Source organism: Rhizobium sp. 862_C5_N1_2 (assembly GCF_051811205.1).
Taxonomy (GTDB): domain Bacteria; phylum Pseudomonadota; class Alphaproteobacteria; order Rhizobiales; family Rhizobiaceae; genus Rhizobium; species Rhizobium leguminosarum.
The window spans coordinates 1,026,534-1,049,822 of record NZ_JBPWPT010000002.1 but is presented as its reverse complement, the minus strand read 5'-3'; the positions used below and the strand labels follow the sequence as shown (position 1 = coordinate 1,049,822).

Annotated in this window: 20 protein-coding genes; 10 read left to right on the top strand and 10 right to left on the bottom strand. The window is 61.5% G+C overall.

The annotated features are described in order from the left end of the window. Positions 1–103 precede the first annotated feature (103 nt). Entirely contained in the window at positions 104–1,366 is a 1,263-nt protein-coding gene (locus ACD590_RS29220) for a DUF3422 domain-containing protein (protein WP_439003989.1), read from the top strand. A gap of 70 nt (positions 1,367–1,436) precedes the next feature. Here the strand turns inward: ACD590_RS29220 and ACD590_RS29215 are convergent, their stop codons facing one another. The 6 genes from ACD590_RS29215 to ACD590_RS29190 all read right to left on the bottom strand — a co-directional run bounded on the left by ACD590_RS29215 (position 1,437) and on the right by ACD590_RS29190 (position 9,250). Then, the gene (locus ACD590_RS29215) at positions 1,437–3,581 is read right to left on the bottom strand and encodes a methyl-accepting chemotaxis protein (RefSeq protein WP_112907228.1); all 2,145 of its coding nucleotides are present in this window, start codon (positions 3,579–3,581) and stop codon (positions 1,437–1,439) included. Between the two features lie 16 nt (positions 3,582–3,597). Then, complete coding sequence (locus ACD590_RS29210; RefSeq protein WP_018245918.1) at positions 3,598–4,527, bottom strand: substrate-binding domain-containing protein; 930 nt, start codon at positions 4,525–4,527, stop codon at positions 3,598–3,600. Between the two features lie 198 nt (positions 4,528–4,725). After that, complete coding sequence (locus ACD590_RS29205) at positions 4,726–5,610, bottom strand: carbohydrate ABC transporter permease (RefSeq protein ID WP_018245919.1); 885 nt, start codon at positions 5,608–5,610, stop codon at positions 4,726–4,728. Continuing rightward, on the bottom strand, positions 5,600–6,574 hold the full coding sequence (locus ACD590_RS29200; RefSeq protein WP_439021025.1) for a carbohydrate ABC transporter permease: 975 nt from the start codon (positions 6,572–6,574) through the stop codon (positions 5,600–5,602). Before ACD590_RS29200 ends, ACD590_RS29205 begins: the two co-directional genes overlap by 11 nt. A gap of 82 nt (positions 6,575–6,656) precedes the next feature. After that, positions 6,657–7,880: an ABC transporter substrate-binding protein gene (locus ACD590_RS29195; RefSeq protein ID WP_182564763.1), complete on the bottom strand. Its 1,224-nt coding sequence runs from the start codon at positions 7,878–7,880 to the stop codon at positions 6,657–6,659. A gap of 50 nt (positions 7,881–7,930) precedes the next feature. Beyond that, entirely contained in the window at positions 7,931–9,250 is a 1,320-nt protein-coding gene (locus ACD590_RS29190) for an alpha-L-fucosidase (protein WP_439003988.1), read from the bottom strand. A 210-nt stretch (positions 9,251–9,460) separates the two neighbouring features. On the opposite strand from ACD590_RS29190, the gene ACD590_RS29185 reads away from it, so the two are divergent. The 7 genes from ACD590_RS29185 to ACD590_RS29155 all read left to right on the top strand — a co-directional run bounded on the left by ACD590_RS29185 (position 9,461) and on the right by ACD590_RS29155 (position 16,267). Then, positions 9,461–10,468 carry a LacI family DNA-binding transcriptional regulator gene (locus ACD590_RS29185; protein ID WP_018517828.1) on the top strand — a complete coding sequence of 336 codons (1,008 nt, stop codon included), beginning with the start codon at positions 9,461–9,463 and terminating at the stop codon, positions 10,466–10,468. Between the two features lie 140 nt (positions 10,469–10,608). Beyond that, on the top strand, positions 10,609–11,391 hold the full coding sequence (locus ACD590_RS29180) for a FadR/GntR family transcriptional regulator (protein ID WP_020493439.1): 783 nt from the start codon (positions 10,609–10,611) through the stop codon (positions 11,389–11,391). A 123-nt stretch (positions 11,392–11,514) separates the two neighbouring features. Beyond that, positions 11,515–12,093 (top strand): isochorismatase family protein, encoded by a 579-nt coding sequence (locus ACD590_RS29175; RefSeq protein ID WP_018245925.1) that lies wholly within the window; start codon positions 11,515–11,517, stop codon positions 12,091–12,093. Next, on the top strand, positions 12,090–13,100 hold the full coding sequence (locus ACD590_RS29170) for a GlxA family transcriptional regulator (protein ID WP_210069473.1): 1,011 nt from the start codon (positions 12,090–12,092) through the stop codon (positions 13,098–13,100). The genes ACD590_RS29175 and ACD590_RS29170 overlap by 4 nt, the downstream gene beginning before the upstream one ends. A 346-nt stretch (positions 13,101–13,446) precedes the next feature. After that, positions 13,447–14,460, top strand: a complete 1,014-nt coding sequence (locus tag ACD590_RS29165) for an ABC transporter substrate-binding protein (protein ID WP_210069474.1) — start codon at positions 13,447–13,449, stop codon at positions 14,458–14,460. A 95-nt stretch (positions 14,461–14,555) separates the two neighbouring features. Next, complete coding sequence (locus ACD590_RS29160; RefSeq protein ID WP_112907804.1) at positions 14,556–15,374, top strand: ABC transporter ATP-binding protein; 819 nt, start codon at positions 14,556–14,558, stop codon at positions 15,372–15,374. 11 nt (positions 15,375–15,385) lie between these two features. Then, a complete protein-coding gene (locus ACD590_RS29155; RefSeq protein WP_003549874.1) occupies positions 15,386–16,267 on the top strand; it encodes an ABC transporter permease in 882 nt (293 codons plus the stop codon). A gap of 82 nt (positions 16,268–16,349) precedes the next feature. Here the strand turns inward: ACD590_RS29155 and ACD590_RS29150 are convergent, their stop codons facing one another. From ACD590_RS29150 to ACD590_RS29135, 4 genes are all read right to left on the bottom strand, one after another. Next, on the bottom strand, positions 16,350–17,750 hold the full coding sequence (locus ACD590_RS29150; protein ID WP_112907240.1) for a sensor histidine kinase: 1,401 nt from the start codon (positions 17,748–17,750) through the stop codon (positions 16,350–16,352). Continuing rightward, complete coding sequence (locus ACD590_RS29145) at positions 17,740–18,408, bottom strand: response regulator (RefSeq protein WP_439003987.1); 669 nt, start codon at positions 18,406–18,408, stop codon at positions 17,740–17,742. Before ACD590_RS29145 ends, ACD590_RS29150 begins: the two co-directional genes overlap by 11 nt. Before the next feature lie 99 nt (positions 18,409–18,507). Then, positions 18,508–19,416, bottom strand: coding sequence for a carbohydrate-binding protein (locus tag ACD590_RS29140; RefSeq protein ID WP_439003986.1), 909 nt, complete (start codon positions 19,414–19,416; stop codon positions 18,508–18,510). 124 nt (positions 19,417–19,540) lie between these two features. Continuing rightward, positions 19,541–21,337 carry a heparinase II/III domain-containing protein gene (locus ACD590_RS29135; RefSeq protein WP_439003985.1) on the bottom strand — a complete coding sequence of 599 codons (1,797 nt, stop codon included), beginning with the start codon at positions 21,335–21,337 and terminating at the stop codon, positions 19,541–19,543. Between the two features lie 131 nt (positions 21,338–21,468). Here ACD590_RS29135 and ACD590_RS29130 point away from each other — a divergent pair, with 131 nt between their 5' ends. Together ACD590_RS29130 and ACD590_RS29125 are read left to right on the top strand one after the other, a co-directional pair. Further along, positions 21,469–22,455, top strand: coding sequence for a carbohydrate ABC transporter permease (locus tag ACD590_RS29130; protein WP_439003984.1), 987 nt, complete (start codon positions 21,469–21,471; stop codon positions 22,453–22,455). Then, complete coding sequence (locus ACD590_RS29125) at positions 22,452–23,288, top strand: carbohydrate ABC transporter permease (protein WP_018245934.1); 837 nt, start codon at positions 22,452–22,454, stop codon at positions 23,286–23,288. The genes ACD590_RS29130 and ACD590_RS29125 overlap by 4 nt, the downstream gene beginning before the upstream one ends. The last annotated feature ends 1 nt before the right edge of the window (position 23,289 follow it).

Below are 23,289 nucleotides of genomic sequence, written 5' to 3'. Positions count from 1 at the left end.
CAGCCTTCGCCGGCTCGCGGGCGCCATGGTCAACTCACACATGCCGGCAACCCGGTTACGTCCGGCGACCCAGCGACTGTCTACCTTATAGAGGTGCATTTCCATGCCGATGGGCTCCGAGCATCCGCTGCGAAGGGAACTTCACAACGAGCTCCACGCGCGGCCGTCGCTTTACTTCGATGGCGACACGGATGTGTGGCACGTCGCTATCGTCGGAGAAAATGCCCCTCCTCAGATACCGAATTCCCTGCCGGGACTGGAGGATGTCTCCACGACCCGCGAGGGCAACCACGGCATCGGCCGCATCGGCGACGGCCGGCTGAAGTGGGAGGCGCATACCGAGTTCCTCACCCTGACCTTCGTCGTTCCCGCGTCGGCCGAACCCGGCAGCAATCCGCCTGAAGCCTTTCAGGCCTGCTGCCGCCAGATCGACGGGAAGATCATCGCGGCCGTTCGGGTGCTGGTGCGGGACGAGAAGGACGGGCAGCGTCCGGAAAAACCGAGGCTCGACTATGTCGCCTCTCAGGTCGGCGGCGGCGATGCGGAAGTGCATTCGAACTTCCGGCTGACCGACAGCGGTTTCGTCGAATTTCTGTTCTTCAACCGCAACCTCAATGCCTATCGCACCGGCCGCATGGTCAGGCGTTTCCTGGAGATCGAGACATATCGGATGATGGCGCTGCTGGCATTGCCGATGGCGCGCGAGACGGTGTCGAAGCTCTCCATCTTCGACCGGCGCCTCGACCTGCTGATCGGGCATATGCAGAGTGCGATCAAGGTCGACAAGGCGCTGCTTTCCGAGGTGACCAGGCTCTCTTCGGACGTTCTCAACTTCTCGGCCCTCGCCCGCCACCGCTTCGGCGCGACGAAAGCCTATGCCGAGATCGTGGCGAGCAGAGTGTCGGAGCTTCGTGAGGAACGCGTCGAGCAGCGCCAGAGGCTCGGCACCTTTATCGATCGGCGGTTTCAACCAGCCGTTCGCTCGGTCGAAGCCGCTGAACGCCGCCTCGACGAACTGGCCGAACGCGTCAGCCTGGCTGGAGACCTCCTTAGAACCACCGTGCAGGTTCAGCTCGAAGATCAGAACGCGTCGCTGCTGACGTCGATGGAAGAACGGGCGCGCATCCAGGTTCATATCCAGCAGGCGGTCGAAGGCTTCTCCGTCATCGCCATCACCTATTACACCGTCGGCCTGGCGAAGATCTGCCTCGAAAGTATTTCCGAACTGGGTGTCGATCCGCACGTGGCGAAGCTCGCCGTTCTCGGCGCCATCCCGCTCGTGCTCTTTGCCGTCTGGACAGCGGTTCGTCACGTTCGCAAGAGCATTGCCGGCCACTCCGCCGGTCCAGCATCCGGAAGCCACTGAAGGCGCCAGACATTCGCTCACCGCCGCCCTTTCGAGGCGACGGCGTTTGCTTGCCTGTATCGGCAGAACGTCAGGATGCCATTGCGTAGTGGCGATGCTCCGACGCCCGGCCGCTGCCCGTCCTGAACCGCCGCAGCAGCTCGGCCAGGCTTTCGGTTTCATGTGTCAGGCTCTGGGCGGCCGCCGTGGTCTCTTCGACCATCGCGGCGTTCTGCTGCGTCACCTTGTCCATCTGGTCGCCGGCGGCCGAGACCTCGCGCAGGCTCGTCGCCTGCTCGCGGGCGGCAACGGCGATCTCGGCCACGGTCGCATTCATGGCGGTGACCTGCTCGACGATCTGTTCGAGCGAGAGGCCGGATTCACCCACCAGCTGGACGCCGGTCTTGACCTGCGCAGAGGAGGTGGAGATCAGCTGCTTGATCTCCCTTGCCGCGTTGGCGGAGCGCTGGGCGAGCTCGCGGACTTCCTGGGCGACGACGGCAAAGCCCTTGCCTGCCTCACCGGCGCGCGCCGCTTCCACCCCAGCGTTCAGCGCCAGCAGGTTGGTCTGGAAGGCGATCTCGTCGATGACGCTGATGATGTTGCCGATCTTCGACGACGAATTTTGAATTTCCGTCATCGCGTCGATGGCGCGGGCAACGATCTCGCCGCCCTTTTCGGCATTGGTGCGAGCGGTTGCCACGACACCCTGGGCGCGGCTTGCGCCCTCCGCCGTTCCGTTGACGCCGCGGGTGACGTCACCCAGCGCCGCGACGGTCTCCTCCAGCGAGGCTGCCTGCTGCTCGGTGCGGCGGGCGAGATCGTTGGACGCCGTGGAGATTTCCGCAAGGCCGGACCGGATGGTGGCGACGGCGCGAATGACCGAGTCGACCGCCTCTTCGAGGCTCGCGACCGAATTGTTGAAATGATCCCGAATCCTGACATAGCGATGGTCGACTTCGCCGACGCGGACAGTGAGATCGCCCTTGGAAAGCGCGTCCAACCCGACGGAAATCTGGCGGAAGGCATGTTCCATCACCTGCGCATCGCTGAGCCGTTCGGCCTCCTGGCGGAGCCGCTCTTCCTCGGCGGCCAGGCGAGCGCGTTCGGCATTGGCTTCCGCGATCAGTTTGGCGCGCCCGGTTTCCTGGAAAACCTTCAGCGAACGCGCCATGGCCCCAAGTTCGTGGCGGTGCTCAACGCCCGTTATCACGATCCCTTCCTCGCCGCGGGCAAGCTGCTCCATGGACTGTGCCATGTTACGGACCGCAGAGGAAATCAGCCGGCCGACGAAATAGGAAAGGACGAGACCGATCACGATCAGCAGCCCGCTGATGACAAGCGTCGTGCTGGTCGCAGAGGCAACCGTTGCGTCCACCGAACCGTCCAGCGTCTTCTGCGCGCCCGTGACGGTGGCCTGCAGGTCCTTGAAGCCGCCTGATATTTTCGGAGCGAGCACGCTGAGCTGCGTCTGGCGAATATTGCCGGAGGCCTGCAAGACGTCCTTCATGTCGCCGAGACGGGCGGTGTAGTTCTGCATGAGCTGGCCGGCGCCCATCAGGCGCTTCTTCTGCAGCTCGTTCTTCGCGGCCTTGGCGGCGGCTTCGTTGAGCGTGACCGCCTCGGCGAGTGCCGCCTGCGCGGTGTCATAGGCCGCAAAATCGTTGGAATGCACGAAGCGTTCGGAGAAATAGAGGCTGCGGTTCAAAGCCTCCAGCGTCGCTGCCGTCATCTGCAACAGGGCCACATCGTTCTGGCGCCAGGCGCTGCGCACGACGTCGTTGAGCGCGATGCTGGTCCAGGGGCCGAATTCGGTGACCTTGGAAATCAAGGCGTCACGCCTGGCCTGAAGGGAGACGATCTGTTCGAAAGCCATGCCGTAGGCGGCAATGTCTTGGCGGATCGCCGCAAGGCCGGACTGCAGGTCCTTGTTGCCGGCAAAACGCGGGTCGTCGGCGTCGAACGCTTTCACACCGGCGCGGAAGCGGTCGACGACATCCTGCGTCGGCGTGGAGCGGAAGGCTTCCGCCGACATCTGAATCTCGTTCAGCTGGTCGCTGTAGTCCGAGATGGCGAGACTTTGACCAGCCGTGGCGCGATAGGACGCGAAGATGGAGGCGAGCCCGTTCATGCCCGAGATCGCGCTGACCGTGAGCAGGCTCATCAACAGGATCAGCGGCACGAAGCCGGAGGTGATCTGCGCGCGAATGCCGAATTTATTCCAGATATGCAACATCATAGTCCTCTTATGCTCACTGGCTCTTCGGCAGATAGGTGGCAATGTTCTCAGGTGTGACGAGTTCGAAGGGAACGTTGTTTTCGCGCGGCACCTTCTCTTTGCGAATAAGCTTGACGGCGGCATCGACAGCGGCAGCGCCCTGCCCGACGGCGCTTTGGAGAATGGTGACGTCGAGATCGCCGGCCACCATCGCGGCGAGCGCGTCGTCGGTCGCATCGACGCCGGCGACGACAACATCCTTCATCGGCATGCCGGCTTTCTTCATGGCCCGGATCGCGCCGAGCGCCATCTCGTCATTATTGGCGATGACCGCATCGAACTTGACGCCGGCCGACAGCCATTCCTGCATCTGCTGGTCGGCATAATCGCGCGACCAATAGGCGGCCTGCCGCTCGACGATCTGAAGGCCCTTGCAATCCGGCGTGGCGATGACGTCGGAGATGTCCTGGGTGCGGGCGCGGGCGGCCGCGTGGAAGGGTTCGCCCATCAGCACGACAACGCGGCCTTTGCCTTTGAGGAGCGCGCAGACCTGCTTGGTCTCCAGCGTTCCGGATTCCTTCTCGTTGGAGGCGACCACCACCTGATTGTCCGGCAGGTCCAACAGGTTGGAAGGAACGTTGTTGATATAGATCAGCGGAATGCCGGCATCTGCCGCCATCTTGGTCATTTGCGGCCCGAGGTCGCCATCGGAGACCGCAAGAATGATCGCGTCGACCTTGTCGGCAATGAGCTTCTGCACCTGCTGCTTCTGGACTTCGTTGTCGCCCTTGGCATTCTCGGTGACGAGCTTGAGGCCGGATATCGTCTGCCCATGCGAGACGACGCCGTTGAGAAGCACCGTTCTGAATTTGTCGAGATCGGACATCGAAACCCCGATCGTCTGGGCATGGGCAGCAGAGATCGATATCGCCAAGGCGATGGATGCAAGCGTGGCCGTTTTCATGAATTCCCCTGCACAATTCGGATATGAAATGCGTTATTTCAAATTTTGGTTAAATTTTACTTTTCGGCCGGAAGCAAAAGTTAAACGCGAGGCTATGATTGCGACGGCACGAGCGCCTTCTTGGGCGGCAACCGAGCGGACTTGAAGGGCATCACAACAAACTTGATGCGATGCGCTTAAATCTTTGTTTTTTAACTATTAGCGTCCACCAAAGCCGGAGCTGACGGTGATACCCTTGTAGATCACCCTCTGCAGCACGATGGCCAGGACGACGCCCGGCAGCATGGAGATCGTCGCACCCGCCATGATGTAGTTCCACGCGGTGCCTTGCTGTGTCTGGAACAGGGTGAGCCCGAGCGGCAGCGTGGCTTTTTCAACGCCGCTGGTGGCGATCAGCGGCCAGAGGAAGCTCTTCCACTGCGCGATGAAGGTGAACAGCGACAAGAGGCCGATGGCCGGCATGGCAAGTGGAACGATGACCGTGACCAGGATGCGCAGGCGCGAAGCCCCGTCCATCATCGCCGCCTCGTCGAGATCCTTGGGAATGCCGAGGATGAACTGTCGCAGCAGAAAGGTGCCGAAGGAGCTGAAGGCGACCGGCAGGATCATGCCGTGATAGGTGTTGATCCAGCCGAACTTGCTGACGATGAGAAACAGCGGGATGACCAGCATCACCTGCGGGATCATCAGCGTACTGAGATAGGTGAGCAGCAACCCCTCCCGGCCGGGAAACTTTAGCCGGGCAAAAGCGTAGGCAGACAGGCAGGATACCGCAATCACGATCGCCGTGACGCCGCAGGCGACCACGAAGGAATTCAACAGGAAGGTTCCGAACGGCAGGGAAACCAGGGCTTCGACGAATGTTCCCCAACGATACTCCTCGGGGAAGATGCGGACCGGCACGGCCATCACCTCGGCATTGGAGCGCACCGCGTTCGACACCATCCAGAAGAAGGGGAAGAGGAAAAGCAGCGCGATCAGCGAAAGTGCCGTGTAGCTGACGAAGGCGCCGACGCGCCGCAATATGCGGTGACGATGCTGGGACACGGAATGCGGATGCCGTGAGGTCGGATCAATCGTCATAATGCACCCATTTGCGCTGCATGTGGAATTGCAGGATGGTGAGCGCCATGATCATGACGAACATCACCCAGGCCAATGCGGAGGCATAGCCCATCTGGAAGTTGGTGAAGCCCTTCTGGTAGATGGCGAAACCGAGCGTGGCCGTCGCCGAGCCCGGGCCGCCGCGCGTCATCGCGAATATCTCGTCGAAGACCTGCAGCGAGGTGATCGCCGTCATCACGGTGCCAAAGAAGATGGTCGGCGATATGAGCGGCAGGCGGATGCGCCAGAAGCGCTGCCAGGCATTGGCACCGTCGATCGTCGCCGCCTCGAGGTAATGCTTCGGCACGAGGTCGAGCGCGGCGTTGAACATCACAACGTTGTAGCCGACATTCGCCCACAGGGTGACGAGCACGACCGCCTGCATGGCCCAGCTCGAGCTCAACAGGAAATTCGGCAGACCGAGGCCGAGCGCGCGGATGATGCTCTCGGCCAGCCCGTCCGGCGTGAAGATCAGCAGCCATACCACCGATGCGGCGATGGTGGGCGTGAAGGTCGGCAGGAAGAAGATCACCCGGAAGATCGCCTTGCCGCGCTTCAGGCTCGATATCCAGACCGCGAGCGTCAGCGAGACGATTATATTCAGCGCCAGATACTCGACGGCGAAGAACAGCGTGTTGCTCAATACGGTGTAGAAGGCCGGATCGACAGTGAAGAGCCTGATATAATTCTGAAAGCCGACGAAGGATGGCGTCGAGATCAGCTGCCAATTGGTAAAGCTGAGCGCCAGCGACGCCAGGATCGGCAGCGCCATGAAGACCATGAAGCCGAGGAAGCTCGGCAGCAGGAACAGCATGGCTGTCTGCGTCTCCGGCTTCAGGAAGCGCCGTGGCTGACCGGGCTGCAAGGGAACTGCGGCAACAGCGCTTTGCGACATGTCTTCCTCCATGCGCGGCAGAACCTGCCGCAGCGCGAGCTGGCGCATGACCCGAAAATCGGAATCGATTTTCCGATAGGATCATGCGCAGATTTCAAAGCGACCGCGCGTCCTGTCGGACGCGCTGGCTCTATTGCTGTGCAAGGCTCTGGATAGACTCCATCGTCTGCTTGGCATCGGCGCTGCCGGCGAAAGCCGGCGGGAAATACTGGTTGAACAGGTTTTCCACCGCCGCCCAGTTGTTGGTGATCACGTAGGGCACGGAGTGCGCCAGGGAATAGTCGATGGCCTCGCCGCCATTGGTGATGTCCTTGGCCGCCACCTTGTACCAGGCGGATTGCGACGCCGTGCGCGCCGGCAGGGCACGGCCCTGCTCGGCGAGATAGGATAAGGCTTCAGGGCTGGTCAGCACCTGGATCGCCTTCCAGGCAGCATCCTTGTTCTTGCTCGTCGTGGCGATGCCGAAACCGGAGCCTGCGGTGACGGCGGAAAGTTCGCCCTCATCGCGCGGCAGGGTGGTGAGGCCGATCTTGAACTTGGCCTGATCCTTCATGCCGATGATCGACCAGGGGCCGTCGATATACATGGCGACATTGCCCGAATTGAACCGCCCCTGGATGACATCACCGGGATCTGCGCCACCCGAGGGAACCAGCGGCGCGATCTTATCCTTGGCGGCGAAACCGACCACTCTCTCGGCGGCGGCAACTGCACTCGCACTGGTCAAGTCAAGCTCGCCGGCATCGTTGACGTATTTATCGCCCCAGGCCGCGGCCAGGACCGAATAGTTGGTCGGGGTGATGCCGAAGCCATACTTGCCGTCCTTCGTCAGCTTCTTGGCGGCATCGGTGAACTCGGCAAGCGTCCAGCCCGGCTTCGGCAGCGGAACGCCGGCGGCTTCGAGCGCGTCCTGGTTATAATAGATGACCCACGGACCGACATCGTAGGGCAGGCCGTAAAGCTGCTTTTCGACGGACATGCCGCCAATGATCGAGGGGGTAAAGGCGCCGACGTCGAATTTGTCAGCCTCGATCCGGTCATTCAGGGGCTCGAGCAGCGAATAGAAGTTCGGCATGCGCAGCGACTGCATGGAAACGATGTCGGCGAGTTGGCCCGATGCCGCCAGCACCGGCAGCCTCGTCCAATAATCGACCCAGCCCGTCGTCGTCAGCGTTACCTTGATGTCGGGATACTTGGCGGTCACCATCTCTGCCAGGTGTTGCCAGCTCTTGGTGTCGGTTTCGGAGCCGGTCCACATCTGCCAGGTCAGGGTGACCTGTTCCGCCGATGCGGCAGTGGCAAAAAGACTGCTGCCGATAGCGGCAAGCAAAAGCGTTTTCTGCAGAACCTTCATGGGTTTCTCCTCCCTCCATGAACGCAAAGGACACGCGAGTGCGATCGAGCTCACGCCTTCAGGACGATCTCGATCACCGGCACGGTAACGTCCGGGCGCCGGACCGGCAGTTCGAGCGTGATCATGCCTTCCGGCACCGTCACGCCGATATTGGAATCCACATCCTTGGCATGGCTCAGCCAGTGCACCTCGCTGGCGTCGTGCAGGAACTGCGCATAGGCGATCCTGTCGGCGAGACCTTCGATGTGGATGTGGCGGTAAGGCCAGTTGTAAACATGCAGATAAAGGCGGTTACCGCGCTGGGTATAACGGCAGCCAGCCGGCACCGGATAGCGGGAGGGCCCTGCCCCATAGATGGAACGTCCGTTGACGGCCATCCAGTTCTGATAGACCTCGAGCGCGCTGATGGCGCGCGCATCGAGCGTGCCCCGGCCGGTCGGGCCGACATTCATCAGGAGGTTGCCGCCGAGCGCGACGGAATCGATCAGCAGCTGGATAATCTGTTCCGGGCTCTTCCAGGTATCTTCGTCGCGGTGATAACCCCAGGAGCCGCTGAAGGTGTGGCAGGCTTCCCAGAGTACCCCCTGGCTGGCGATGGCGGGGGCCACGCGCGGCGTATATTGCTCCGGCGTCGTGACGTCAGGCAGGTTGCCGGGCGGCAGGTCGAGGCGGTTGTTGACAATGATTTCAGGCTGCAGCTCGCGCACCACATCGACCAGGCGCTCGCTCTCCCAGTCGGCGCGCCCCTTGCCGGGCAGGCCGCGATATTCGCGCCCGGGATAGCTGAAATCGAACCAGATGATGTCGATGCGGCCGAAGCCGGTCAGAAGCTCGCGCACCTGTTCGCGCATATAGGCAGCGTAGTTGGCTATGTTTCGGCCAGCGTTCAGCGCCTTGGCGTCGGGATGGTTGCGTAGCGGATGGTGAACGTCGATCGGGAAATCGGGATGGTGCCAGTCAAGCAGCGAATAGTAGAAGCCGATCTTCAGCCCTTCGGCGCGGAAGGCGTCGACCAGCGGCGTGAGCAGATCTTTGCCACAGGGCGTGTTCGTCGCCTTGTAGTCCGTCACCTTGCTGTCCCAGAGGCAGAAACCCTCGTGGTGCTTGGTCGTCACCACGACATATTTCATGCCGGCAAGACGTGCCCGCCGCGCCCACTCCTTGGGATCGTAGAGATCGGGATCGAAATTGTCGAAATAGCGCTGGTAGTGGTCGTCGGTCAGCTCTTCGCGGTTCTTCAACCACTCGTGCCGGGCTCCCAAGGCATAGAGGCCCCAATGGATGAACATGCCCAGGCGATCCTGGCTGAACCAGGCGTGTTTGCCCGCCCCTCCCGATGCCGGATTTTCCGGCTGGCGTTCCGAACTCATGACAGGTTTCTCCTCCCTGTTTTCCGGCTGAACGTCATATCGAACCGGTTCGGTAAATGATCATCTCGCCTGATCCTATATCTGTCAAGCCGAAATTCGCGATCACAAGATCAGAAAAGCAAACCCTGCAAAACAGGCGATTTGAAGCATGCATGTTGCGCCGACCAATAAAATCGGACATAACAAGACATTAGAACCGGTTCGATCGTTATGACCACCATACGAGATGTCGCGCGCCTTGCGGGGGTTTCAATCTCGACCGTCTCGCTGGCGCTCAATAGCCCGAAGCGGGTCGGCGCCGAGACGCTTGACCGCATCCAGCAGGCGATAAAATCGACCGGTTACCGCATCGACCCGGTGGCCCAGACGCTGGCGCGCGGACGCAGTTCGCTGATCGGTTTCGTTTCGGCCAATCTCGGAAACATGTTCTTCGGCGACATCCGGCGAGAGATCGAGCACCAGGCGCTCGACCACGGCTATTTCGTCCTGATCGCCGACTCCTCCGGCAGGGCCGATCTCGAACGGGCGCTGCTGGAGCGGCTGGAGGCGCAGAAGATCGCCGGCATTGCGCTGGCGGCAAATGGGCGGGGCGAGGAGTACGCCACGTTCCTGCGCGACTTCAAAACTCCGATCGTGATGTTCGACCAGAAGGTGGAGGGCGCCGAGCGTGATTTTGTCGGCTCCGACAATCCGCTGACCACCACCATCCTGACGGAACATCTGCTGCAGCTCGGCCACAGGCGCATCGGCTTCATCTCCGGGCCGAGCGGCCTGCACACTGCCGACGAGCGCCTGAAGGGCTTCATGAACACGATGGCCGGCGCCGGTGTGGACATCGATCCTTCGCTGGTGGTCGAAGGCGGCTACACCAGGACCGGCGGCCATGCACAGGCGATGCGGCTCTTGACCCGCCGCGACCGGCCGACCGCCATCATCGGCGCCAACAATATGACAGGCCTCGCAGCACTTCAGGTGATGCAGGAGATGGGTTTCCGCTGCCCTGACGACGTGTCGCTAGCGATGGTCGACGACGTGCCCTGGAGCAATGTCATCACGCCCCGCATCACCATGGTGGTGCAGGATGCGCAGAAGCTCGGGGAATTGGCGGCGCAGCGTCTGCTGGCTAGAATAGCAAGCCCGGAGGGCGCCGCCGCACCGCCGCAGGATTTCATCCTGACGCCGAGATTCGTGCGCGGGGAATCGACCAGGCGGCTGTGAGTGCTTCCACCGGTCCTCACGCATATGCGAAAGCCGCGTCGAGAGATGTAAGCGCAGTGCCGGATTTTCACTGGCCGGCCGTTATCCATTGAAAGTCGGAAAAATTTGTCATACATGTGTGATGAATTGTGAATTTCGCAATGCCGCGTTTGAACGGCATGCGGATCAAAGCCGATGCGGGGGCGTGCGTGGCTATGCAGATGAAGGATCGCAGCAAAGGCTCCGGGTCGCTGGTCTCACAGGTCGGCGAAAGCCTCCGGCAAGCCATATTGAGCGGCCAGTATTCGGCCGGCGACAAGCTTCCGAGTGAGCATGAACTGACCGAAACGCACAGCGTCAGCCGCACCGTCGTGCGCGAGGCCGTGGCCGCGCTTCGCTCCGACGGGCTTGTCGAGGTGCGTCAGGGAGCGGGTATCTTCGTCCTCGGCGCCGATCCGGTTCTCTCCGCTGGGAAAGCCGACAAGGCCCGCGTTGTTTCCGATCTGGAAGTGCTCGAGATCAGAACGCCTGTCGAAATCGAAGCCGCCGGTCTTGCGGCCTTGCGCCGCTCGCCCGCGCAGGAGGAGGCGATTTTCGAATGCCACCGGAAAATCCTCCTGTGCATCGAGAGCGATCACTCCATTCGCGAGGCGGATCTGGAACTCCATGCCGCCATCGCCGAAGCCACGAACAATCCGCTCTTCCGGCAGTTCCTGGAGTCCCAGGGCTCGGCGATCATCCCGCAGTCGCGGCTGGTCCCTGAAACAAGGACAGCCGAGCAGACCGCCTACCGAAAGCTGATACACAGGGAGCACGAAGCGATCGTCATCGCCATCTCCGACAGGGACGATCAGGCTGCCCGCAACGCCATGCGTGAGCACCTGGTCGGCAGCCAGGCAAGGTACCGCAACCTGCTGAAGGATCTGCGAAGCTTTACGAGCTGATAGTTGATCCCGGAACTGTCTGGAAGCGTCCGCAGCGATTGGCGCGAATTGCCCGCTATTTGTCCGGTGCGCGCATTTTCTCGTACCATCAAATTGCCGAATATGGCTTCATGATCAACCGCCATGGAGCAAAAAATGTCCGGCCATGATACTGTCCTTCTCGTTATCGACGCCCAAGAGTCTTTCAGACAACGCGATTACTGGGATGAAAACCTCGCTTCCGCCTACATCGATCGTCAGCAGGCTCTGATCGACGGCGCGGAAGCCGATGGAATACCCATCATCCAGATCTTCCATGTCGATGAAAACGGGCCGTTTTCGGAAGCATCCGGATTCGTCAGCACACTCGCCCCGCTCAGGATCACTCCCAAGGCGACGTTCAGGAAGGGGCGCCACAGCGCCCTGGTCGGTTCCGGTCTCGACGTGTGGCTGACCGAGAACGGCGTCCGTCGTATCCTCGTCTCCGGCATTCGCACGGAACAGTGCTGCGAGACCACCACCCGCCACGCCTCCGATCTCGGCTATCAGGTCGACTATGTCGGCGAAGCGACCCTGACCTTCCCGATGACCGACGCAACGGGACGCACTTGGAGCGCAAGGGAAATCCGGGACCGGACCGAACTGGTCCTCTCAGGCCGTTTCGCTCGGATCGCGACCGTCGAACAGGCATTGGCGGGGCGCGAAAAGTCACTCGCCGCATGACGGACGCCGCGCAGCCCTTCGATATCCCGGTCTTCGTCGTCGTGCCGCCGCGCGTGCTGCTGCTCGACGTCGCCGGCCCGATCGAAGTGCTGCGCAAGGCGAACCTCGAACAGCGCACAGTCCGCTTTACCGTCACCTATATCGGCCCATCAGCGACGGTCGGCAGTTCGATCGGTCTTGCCGTTACGGGCGTCGTCGCATTGCCGGAACGCTTGCCCGATAGCGCGCTTGTCGTCATTGCCGGCAGCGCCGACGCCCCGATGGCAAACAGTCGTCCGTGGGACAAACAGGAACGCGCTGACCAGGCTACCATTATCGCATGGCTGAAGCGCGCCATCCGTCCGGGAATTCGACTGGCTTCGATCTGCTCGGGCGCATTGCTCGCTGCCGAGGCCGGAATGCTCGACGGTCGCGAATGCACCACCCATCACGGCTGTATGGAAGATCTGATCAGGCTCGCGCCCACCGCGCGCGTCCGGGACAACCGGCTCTATGTCGAGGACGGAGACCGCCTCACGAGTGCCGGCATCACCGCCGGCATAGACCTGATGTTGCATATCGTCGCCGAAGCGGCGGGGCATGCCTGCGCGCTTGCGGTGGCGCGATATCTTGTCGTCTATCTCAGGCGCGGCGGCTCGGATCCGCAGCTTTCGCCCTGGCTTGAAGGTCGCAACCATATTCACCCGGTCATTCACCGTGCACAGGATGCGGTGGTCGCCAACCCCACTCAGGACTGGTCGGTGGCGTCCCTCGCCCGCCTCAGCGGCGCCAGCCCGCGCAACCTTTCACGGCTGTTCAACGAGCAGACGGGCATGAGCGTTACGGATTTCGTCAACCGCATGCGCGTGGCTCTTGCCCGCGAGATGCTCTCTGGTTCGCGGCTGGACATGGAGGCCGTCGCGATGCGCGCCGGCTTCGGCTCGGCGCGGCAGCTCCGCCGCGCCTGGAACCGTTTGAATGACGGCCCGCCGAGCGCGGCGCGGGCAAGGCTGCCGGCAGGTTCATAGGCTGCTCACCACCGGTCACCAGATCGCGATGACGGTCGCGGACATATTCTCTCCCTATTTTCACTTTGAAGCTCTTGCCGCGATGGCTCGATGCTGCATGCGCCCCGTAATGAGATCCGTCTGGGCACGCATCTGTGGAAGGGGCGGCGCACCTGACTTATGAAATGACTGCGCGCCCGTTGCGTCCTGTCGGGGGATGCATCGATGGAATTCCACGGGCTGCTTACCCATCCGTGACTGAAAGCTAGTTGAAAGCTTCGACGTCATAGGAAGGGGCAGCATCGTGGAGGAGACACGGTCAAGGTGGCGAGACGACGATGCTAGCAAACCACAGGAGGAGATTTCCATGCGTTCTTCACGCAGCCTTTTTCACACCGTCGCTTTTTCGACGCTTCTCGCCGCAGCATCTTTGGCTACCAGCGCCGCACATGCGGCCGATAAGATCACCATCATGGTCGGCGGTTATGAGAAGCAGATCTATCTGCCCGCCAAGCTTGCCGAATCGCTCGGATACTTCAAGGACGAGGGTCTCGACGTCGAACTGCTGAATGAAGCCGCCGGCGTCGATGCCGAAAACCAGCTTCTGGCCGGCGCCGTCCAGGGCGTGGTCGGCTTCTACGACCATTGTGTGGACCTGCAGGCCAAAGGCAAATTCGTCGAATCCATCGTCCAGTTCAGCCAGGCGCCGGGCGAAGTCGAGATGGTTTCGAGCAAGCACCCTGACATCAAGTCGCCGGCCGACTTCAAGGGCAAGAGCCTCGGCGTCACTGGTCTCGGCTCGTCCACGAACTTCCTGACCCTCTTCATGGCCTCGAAGGCCGGCCTGAAGCCCGGCGACGTCGTCACGGTTCCAGTCGGCGCCGGCGGCACCTTCATCGCCGCCATGCAACAGGACCAGATCCAGGCCGGCATGACGACAGAGCCGACGATCTCGCGCATGATCAAGACCGGCGAGGCGAGCGTGCTCGTCGACATGCGCACGGTCGAGTCGACCCGTCAGGCGCTTGGTGGCACCTATCCGGCCGCCTCGCTCTACATGGAAGCCTCCTGGGTCGATGCACACAAGGAAGAAGCGCAGAAGCTCGCCAACGCCTTCGTCAAGACGCTGCGCTACATCAACACGCATTCAGCTGCCGAGATCGCGGACAAGATGCCGAAAGACTTCTACGTCGGCGACAAGGACGGTTACATCAAGGCTCTCGACGACGGCAAGGGCATGTTCACATCGGATGGCGTCATGCCGGAAGACGGTCCGAAGACCGTGCTTGCCGTGCTCTCGGAGTTCTCCAAGAACGTCAAGGGCAAGCAGATCGACCTTTCCAAGACCTATACGACGGAGTTCGTCAAGAACGTCAAGTAAGGCGTCGCGTCGCTTCCGGCCCCAACCGGAAGCGACCTCCCGATCGATCCATGGGCATTGCGTGCACGCGCCCAAAGCACGCCTCAGGTATCATCATGCAATATGACAAGAACCAGATCCCGGCGATCGAGCTGATCAACGTCAGCCGCCGCTTCGTCTCGCCGACCGGCAAGTCCCTTACGGCCTTGCGCGATTTCAACATGACGGTCGCCCGCGGAGAGTTCGTCGCCGTCGTCGGCCCTACCGGCTGTGGTAAATCGACGACGCTCAATCTTGTGACGGGTCTCGCACGCCCGAGCGCCGGTGAAGTCCGGCTGATGGGCGGGCCGATCACCGGCATTGACCCGCGTGTCGGCTTCGCGTTCCAGACCGACGCACTCTTTCCCTGGAAGAACGTGATCGACAACGTCATGGCCGGCCCGCTGTTTCGGGGCAAGTCGCGCACTGAAGCGGAAAAGAGCGCACGCGACTGGCTGGCCCGCGTCGGCCTTTCGAAATTTCTCCATCACTATCCCCACCAGCTTTCTGGCGGTATGCGCAAGCGCGTCTCCCTGGCCCAGACATTCATCAACGAGCCGGAAATCCTGCTGATGGACGAGCCGTTTTCGGCTCTCGACGTGCAGACCCGCACGGTCATGCATGAAGAGCTCTTAAAGCTCTGGGCGGAGCGCAAGGCCTCGGTGGTGTTCGTGACCCACGACCTCGAAGAGGCTGTCGCCCTTGCCGACAAGGTCTACGTCCTGACCGCCGGCCCTGCGACGGTAAAGTCGGTCTACACGATCGATCTCCCCCGCCCGCGCGTCGTATCGGAAATCCGCTACGAGCAGAGCTTCATCGACTACTGCAAGACGATCTGGGAGGACCTGCGCGAAGAGGTCGAGACCAGCTACCGCCGCGCAAGCGAAGCGGCCTGAGGGAGGATATCATGGCACACACCACACTTGAGGCCGGTTCGGCCACCATGTTTCGGCCGGGCACGTCGGACACGGAAATCGAGGCATCGGCGCTGAAGGCGATGCGCCGGCGCAAGACGCTGGTGCGCTTCTGGCAGATCGCCATCCTGGTCTTCGTGATCGGCATGTGGGAGCTGTCTTCCAACATGCAGTGGATCGATCCGTTCTTCTATTCGAGCCCAAGCGGCGTCGTTCAGCGCCTCTACGAATGGGCAACCGAGGGCACCACGGAGGGTTCGCTCTGGTATAATCTTTGGGTGACGATGGAGGAGGCCCTGATCGGCTTCTTCGCGGGTTCGATCACCGGCGTCTTCGTCGGCATTGGTCTTGGCCGCAACCGCTTCCTGTCGGACATTTTCTCCGTCTACATCAAGGCGATCAACTCGATACCGCGCGTCGTTCTCGCCCCCATCTTCATCATGATCATGGGTCTCGGCCTGCCCTCCAAGGTTGCTCTCGCCTTCATCATGGTCTTCTTCGTGGTGTTTGCAAACGCCTTCCAGGGCGTGCGCGAGGCCGATCGCAATATGATCGCCAACGCGCGTATCCTCGGCGCCTCGGACTGGCAGGTCACCCGCACCGTGGTCATCCCATCGGCCATGAGCTGGATCTTCGCCAGTCTGCACGTGTCCTTCGGTTTCGCGATCATCGGCGCAATCGTCGGCGAATTCGTCGGCGCCCGCTTCGGTATCGGCCAGCTCATCTCGATCGCCAAGGGTACGTTCGACGCCGCCGGCATGTTCGCGGCAATCCTCCTCGTCATGGTCGTCACGCTTTTTGCCGAATACATCATGACATTGATCGAGAACCGCCTTGCGAAATGGCGTCCGCAGCAGCACCTCGATACCCAGTGATCAAATCGACCTCCTCCCAAGGCAGATCGACCAGAAGGCCGGGCGCGATGCCCGGCCTTATTTTCATTTGATGCACTTAGGTCTAAGCGAGCGGCAGCCGCACCGTCACGACGAGCCCACCGCCTTCCGCGTCATCGAGCGAGACTGAACCTCCAGCGCCTTCGACGACCTCCCGAACGATCGCAAGCCCCAGACCACTCCCCTCGGCTTCGGTCCCCATGATCCGGTAGAAGCGTTCGAAAACCTGTTCGCGCTCCCCGCTCGGAATACCCGGCCCGTTGTCCTCGACGGTCACGACGGCGTTGCCGTCCGCCTCCCCGACCGCGACGGTCACCTGCCCATTCGGGCGGGTATAGCGGATCGCATTGTCTATGAGGTTGACCAACATCTCGCGCAACATCGTCGCGTCGCCGTCGACAATGACCGGGCGGACGGCTTCCAGGCCGACGTCGATGTTGCGCTTGAGCGCCTCTTCGGCATGCGCTTCCAGGATCTCGCGGGCAGCCTTCGTAAGGTCGGTCGCATCGCTGCGCGGGCGCCGGCTTCCGGGCTCGGCGCGCGACAAGGTAAGAAGCTGGCTGGCGAGACGCGAAATCTGCTTCGTGCTGCTGCGAAGGGCGAAAAGCGCCTCGTCGCGGCGGGCCGCATCGGCTTCGCGGGCCGCCACGCTCGCCTGCGTCGAAATCAGCGCCAGGGGGGTTCGCAGTTGATGCGCAGCATTCGATACGAACCGTCGCTGCGCGGCCATCTGGTTCTGGACGCGCTCCATGTAGTCGTTCAGGGCGTGAACGAGCGGCTGCAGCTCGCTCTGCACCATCTCCGGCGACAGCGGATCGAGACGGTTGCGCCCGCGTTGGCGCAGGGCGTCCCGTAGCCTCAGCGCAGGGGCCAGGCCACGCTGAAGGCCGAGGATGGTCACCAGGCTTGCGACGAAGACGAGCACGAACTGCTTCGAAAAGTCTGAGAGCCACAATTGCCTTCGCATCGCATACTGGCTGTTATGCGTAACGGCGACGGTCACGGAGATCGCGCCGTCATCGGGAAGGCCGACGACAGGATGGTCGAGCATCATGACGCGCACATCGGCACCGTGGAACGTGCGATCCTCACCGGTGCGCTGGACGGCCGGCAACGGCAGGTCGGGAAAGCCGCTGACCAGACTGCCCCATGCGGTAATCACCTGATAAGACACTCGGTCGCCGAAGCCCGTATCAAACATCTCCAGCGCGGAAGGCGGCACGTCCACCTGAACATTGCCGCCCTCGTCGACGCGGACGGCTTCGGCAATGACGCGCGCCGATGCCAGAAGTGTTCGATCCGTCACCAGCTTTGCTGTGGCGTCAGCCGTCCAGAAGCTGTCGTAAAGATTGAAGCCGATCGCGCCGAACAGGGTCAGCAGCACCCAGCAGAGCAGTTGCACCCTCAGGCTCTGGCTGAGCCGCGCGATCGTCGCTCCGACCTTTGTGACGAGGCTACTGGACATGTCTGAGGAGATAGCCAAGCCCGCGCAACGTGGCAATCTGAACCGAACTGCCCTCGAGCTTCTTTCGCAGCCTGTGGACGTAGATTTCGATGGCGCTCGGATCCGCCTCGTCGTCGAAACCGAACACGCTTTCGGAAAGGGCGGCTTTCGAGACTGTGTTGCCAAGCTTCATGACGAGTTGCTCAAGCACGGCATATTCACGCGGCGTCAGTTGCAGCAGCTCGCCTGCGACGAAAAACTGCCGCGTCCCGCCGGAGAAGCGCAGGTTGCCGACGGTAATCTCGGATGATGCCCGGTCCTGGCCGCGGCGGACCACCGCACGAATCCTCGCTTCGAGCTCGGCGATTTCGAAGGGTTTGGCGAGATAGTCGTCGGCGCCGCTGTCAAGCCCTGCAACACGGCCGTCCAGGCTCGCATTCGCGGTCAAGATGATGACCGGCAGCTTGTTTCCGGACTGCCGCAATCGCTTCAAAAGCGTCAATCCGTCAAGCTTGGGCAGCGCCAGATCGAGGATCATCGCCGAATACTCCGCCACCTTGAGCATATGCTCCGCGTCCTCGCCGTCATGGGCAATGTCGATAGCGTATTGCGCCTGTCGCAGGGCTTTACCCAGCCAGGCCGCCAGATCCTTGTTGTCCTCCACCACAAGCAGTCTCATCTGACCTTCCTAGCACGTGCAAACGGTCTGACAAGCGTGACACAGTTTCCACCGCGGATGCTTGGCCTCTGTTCCCGACCGAAGCAGAAGGAGATGGTATCACCTGCGATCGGTCTCCGCGTCGTCAAGACGAACGCTGACAGGAACGGAAGTTTTCAGGCGCCCATGAGCGCTCCCGGAATCTCTTTCGACCGCAACCGGGACGTCCTGGTCTCCGGCGCCCGGCGCCTCGATTCCCCAGATTTCGATCTGGGTCAGCGCCGGATAGGGCGAGGCGTCCTCGGCCTTGATCAGGCCGTGCAGTTCCACCCATTCGACGATGCAGGGCTCTATCGGAAAGGCTTGAGCGACGCCCGATTTCACCAACGGAAAACAGGAGGTCTTGCCGTTCGAGAAGGTGACGCTGGCTTTTTCCCACCAGGAATCATGCGGGAAGTCGGCCCGGAGATAGAAAACGATCTCGTCGATCCTGACCGGCCTGCCGAATTCCACAGTCAATGCCGCTTGCGGATCGCGATTGATGCCCCAGCTCGTATAGGGCCAGAAGCCGTGATCATCGTTGGCCTTTTCACCGTCGATCGCGTTGCGCGCGGCAAAGACCGCTTCGCCCCGGGTTTCGACATTGGCGCGCGCATGCGGAAACAGCGTCCGATTGGCGTGATCGTCCCAGGGGTTGAGAGCGAGATTGCGCCGGTGAATGATCTCGTCCGGCCGCGTGCTTCGCGCCGATAGCCGGTGGATATCGCCCCTGAAGGCATTCGGGGAATAGGGCTTGCGTTTGTCGCCGAAGGGCACAGCGAGCGAATAGGCACATTCCTTCATATAGACCAGGCCGGGTTGGATCGCGCCATCAAGGGAGAGGAAGACATGTCCGGGCTCGGAGACCTCCACGACCACGCGATCGCCTTCGCGATAGCTCTGGCGATAGACCAGGAACGTCTCGTCCCGGCCTGCGGAACTCGCCAGCACCGCCCCATCGGCATCCACGATCTTCAGCGTCAATTCCATGCTCGTCCTCCCCAGAGCATGATGCCGAAAAGTGTGAGCGATTTTCGGACGACATCATGTTCTAACTCTTTAATTTAGAACAGGATTCAGATTTCAGGCCGACCCGGCCTAAAATCATCCTGTTCTAGACGATCCGCAATCTCAGGAGCCTGCCGACAAAGGGCAGGCGCAGCCGATAGATTTTCTCGGGCCAGGCCGATCTCAGCCGGGCGTCGTCCACGACGATTTCATCAATTTCGATCTCGCCGGTGCCATCGACGAAAATGCTGCCGAGGTCGGCCAGATCGATCCTGTCGGGGCCGACAGTCGGCACCACGCATGTCATCAGAGACAGGACCGCCGGCTTGCCCCCGTCATAGGTATCGACGATCTCGACGTGGCGGCCGCGCAGCAGGGAAACGACGCGCCGGTAGCTGTGCAGCTGCGCCTCGGGGGAATAGGCGCCTGATATATCGAGCGATATGCGCGCGTGCTCCTCGTCAAACTCGACCTCGACATCGCGCGCGCCAAAGGCTTCGCCGGCCGACTGCATGACGCCTGCGAATGTCGGCAGGTTGTGGAAAGCCGACTGCATCGTCCATATCTCGTAGCGCCGCGCCGAAAAGGTCTTTGCGGTATAGGTCTCGACGCCGACATCGATCAGGAACGGATGTCCGTTCTTGTAAAGCGTGACACTTCCGACATCGTTATGATTGTGGCCCTCGCCATTGTTGCCGCCCTTGACGGCAAGCGAAAACTGCCGGTCGCGGGCGATGAACAGGCCGATGCCGGGATAGAAGATATCGCGCCCGGACGCAGGATGCGGCGGGGCGGCAGCGGGAAGCGTCGGGCCGGCCAGCAGTTCCTGCACGCGATACCAGAGGTTCCATTCCCCGGGCAGGTGCGGATTATCGGAAGCGGCCCTGTCGGATGCAGCGAACTCAGCCAGCATCTCAGAGCCGACCGCCTGTCCGAACAGGTATTCCCGCGCGCTGCAGGGTTCAACCACCGCGGAGGAATCCGCGAAGTTGAAATAGTAGCGGCCGGCCACATGCATATGGGCAATATATTCGGCCATGTTGCGGATCTTCGGCTGCTGCCAGACCCCGGCGAACAGGCCGGGCGCCACCGTATCCAGGATGGTCAACGCGCCATGCAGGCAGAGTGCGGCGTGGCGGTAGTAGAGCACGCCCTCGTCGCAGGCCCCGTCCTCGGCATAGTCCTTCAGGAAGGCGTCGAGGCTGCCGAGCGCCTTTCTGACGACGGCGTGGCGCGTGGGCTGATCGGTTTTCAGGGAGAAGACCGTCAACAGGACGTTCTGGCTTATCCACGCCGTCCAGTTGTTCATCCGCTCCTGACCGCGGCCCATCCACCAGAAATGCCGGCCGAGATAGGGCGAAAGGATGCGGGTTTCGATCTCGCGTTCCACGCGTGCCGTAATCTCGGGGCTGATGCCGTCGAGCTCGTCGCGAAGCAATGCAACGATGGTGGCAAGCAGCGCCGCCGTTTCGGCGGCGAAGAGATCGACGACAGGCTGCGAATTGTCGGGAAGCGGCAGGCGCGCGCCGCTTCGTTCATAGGCGTTATGCGCCGGAAGCTGCCAGCCGCTCTCCTCCGCAATCAGGAAGATGCCGTCGACGACCTTCGGCAGGAACCGCGCCTTGCCTTCGATGAGTTCGCCGAGCACCAGATTGTTGAGCATCCGCCGCCGCGTGAAATAAAGCTCCTCGAAGCGCGCGCGGTTGCCCGTTGCGGTGAACTCCCGGTAATCCGAGGCCGCAATCAGCGGCCAGGCGCGCGCAAGCGTCTCTTCGGCCTCGCGAATGATCAGATCCCGTACCGCTTGCGGCACAGCGCTCCATCTGGCGCGATCGGAGCAGACCGCCCCGGGCGTGAAATCGCCCAGCACATCCGGCAGCTCCCCTGAAATCTCGCTGAGCATGTCTCTCCCCGTACCGGAAAAGCATCGATGGGCGTTTGGTCTGCATGCTCACCTATCATATGTATTTTGCGCTTTCCATAAAATTCGTATGACCTGTTCAGAACTTGTTTGACCAATACTGGATATGTGCTATGTCGTTGCGGGAGGAAGAGGAGGCATCGGTGTCCCTATCGAATTCGGTCATCGCGACGGATGGCGCCCTGGCAACCTCCGGTCGGAAGGTCGCAGTCCTGTCCAAGCGCCAGCGCAGGATCCGCAACGCGCTCGTCGCCTATTCCTTCATCGCGCCGAATTTCCTCGGCTTTGCCGTCTTCACGCTCGGCCCGATCCTGTTCGCCTTCGTGCTTGCCTTCATGCATTGGGACGGTTCGAATGCGATCACCTTCGCCGGCCTCGACAATTTCTGGCGGCTCTTCGATGACAAGGCTTTTATCGCGGCGTTCTGGAACACGGTCATCTATACGGTCGCTTCCGTGCCGGCGACACTCATCTGCGCGCTCGGCCTCGCCGTACTTCTCAACCAGAAGATCGCGGGGCGCGATTTCTTCCGCACGGCGATGTTCTTCCCCTATGTCGCCTCGCTGGTGGCTGTCGCGGTCGTCTGGAACATGATCTTCAATCCCGAGATGGGACCGGTGAACATGATCCTCTACACGCTCGGCCTCGATCCCAGGAACATGCCGGGATGGGCGGCCGATCGCCACTGGGCGATGGTGACGGTGATCCTCTTCGGCATCTGGAAGAACATGGGCTACTACATGGTAATCTATCTGGCCGGCCTGCAGGGCATCAATTCAGAGCTCTATGAGGCCGCCGATCTCGATGGCGCCAATTCCTGGCAGAAGTTCATCCATGTCACCGTCCCGCAGCTCGGGCCGACGACCTTCTTCGTCACCGTCATGCTGACGATCCAGTCCTTCAAGGTGTTCGACCAGATCTACATGATCACCCAGGGCGGACCCGGCACCTCGACGCTCGTCCTCGTCTACCACATCTACAACGAGGCCTTCATTTCCTGGGATCTCGGTTATTCCAGCATGGTTGCGCTCGTTCTGTTCTTCCTCGTGCTCGCCGTCACCGTCTTCCAGTTCCGGCGCCAGAGGGAGGATGGTGAATGAGGATCGCAGGACGCAAGGTGACCCTCAAATCGGTCGCGATCTACGCCATCGTCATCGCCGTCACGCTCATCATGCTGATGCCCTTCGCCTGGATGCTCTCGGCATCCCTGAAGCTCAGCCGCGACGTCTTCGCCTTCCCGATCGAGTGGATACCGTCCGAGCCGCAATGGCATAACTACGTCGATATCTGGACGAAGATCCCGCTCGCCCTGTTCATCTACAACACCTCGAAGCTGACGATCATCGTCACGCTGCTGCAACTGCTGACCTCCAGCTTTGCCGCCTACGCCTTCGCCAAGCTGAATTTCCCCTACAAGAACACCCTGTTCCTCGGCTACATCGCCACCATCGCCATGCCCTGGCAGGTCTATATGGTGCCGCAATTCCTGCTGATGCGCGAATTCGGCCTCAACAACACCCATCTGGCGCTGATCTGCCTGCAGGCTTTCACCGCCTTCGGTGTCTTCCTGATGCGGCAGTTCTACATGTCGATCCCGACCGAGCTCTGCGAAGCGGCCCGCATCGACGGCATGAACGAGTACCAGATCTGGGCGCGCATCATGCTGCCGCTGTCGAAGCCGGCGCTCTCGACGCTGACGATCTTCACTTTCGTCACCACTTGGAACGATTTTCTCGGGCCGATGATCTACCTGACCAAGACCGAGCTGAAGACCGTCCAGATCGGCCTTCGCATGTTCATCTCGCAATATTCGGCCGAATACGGGCTCATCATGGCAGCCTCCGTCGTCGCCCTCATTCCGGTTCTCGTCGTCTTCCTCTCTCTCCAGCGCTTCTTCGTCGAGGGCATCGCCTCGACGGGACTGAAGGGTTAAA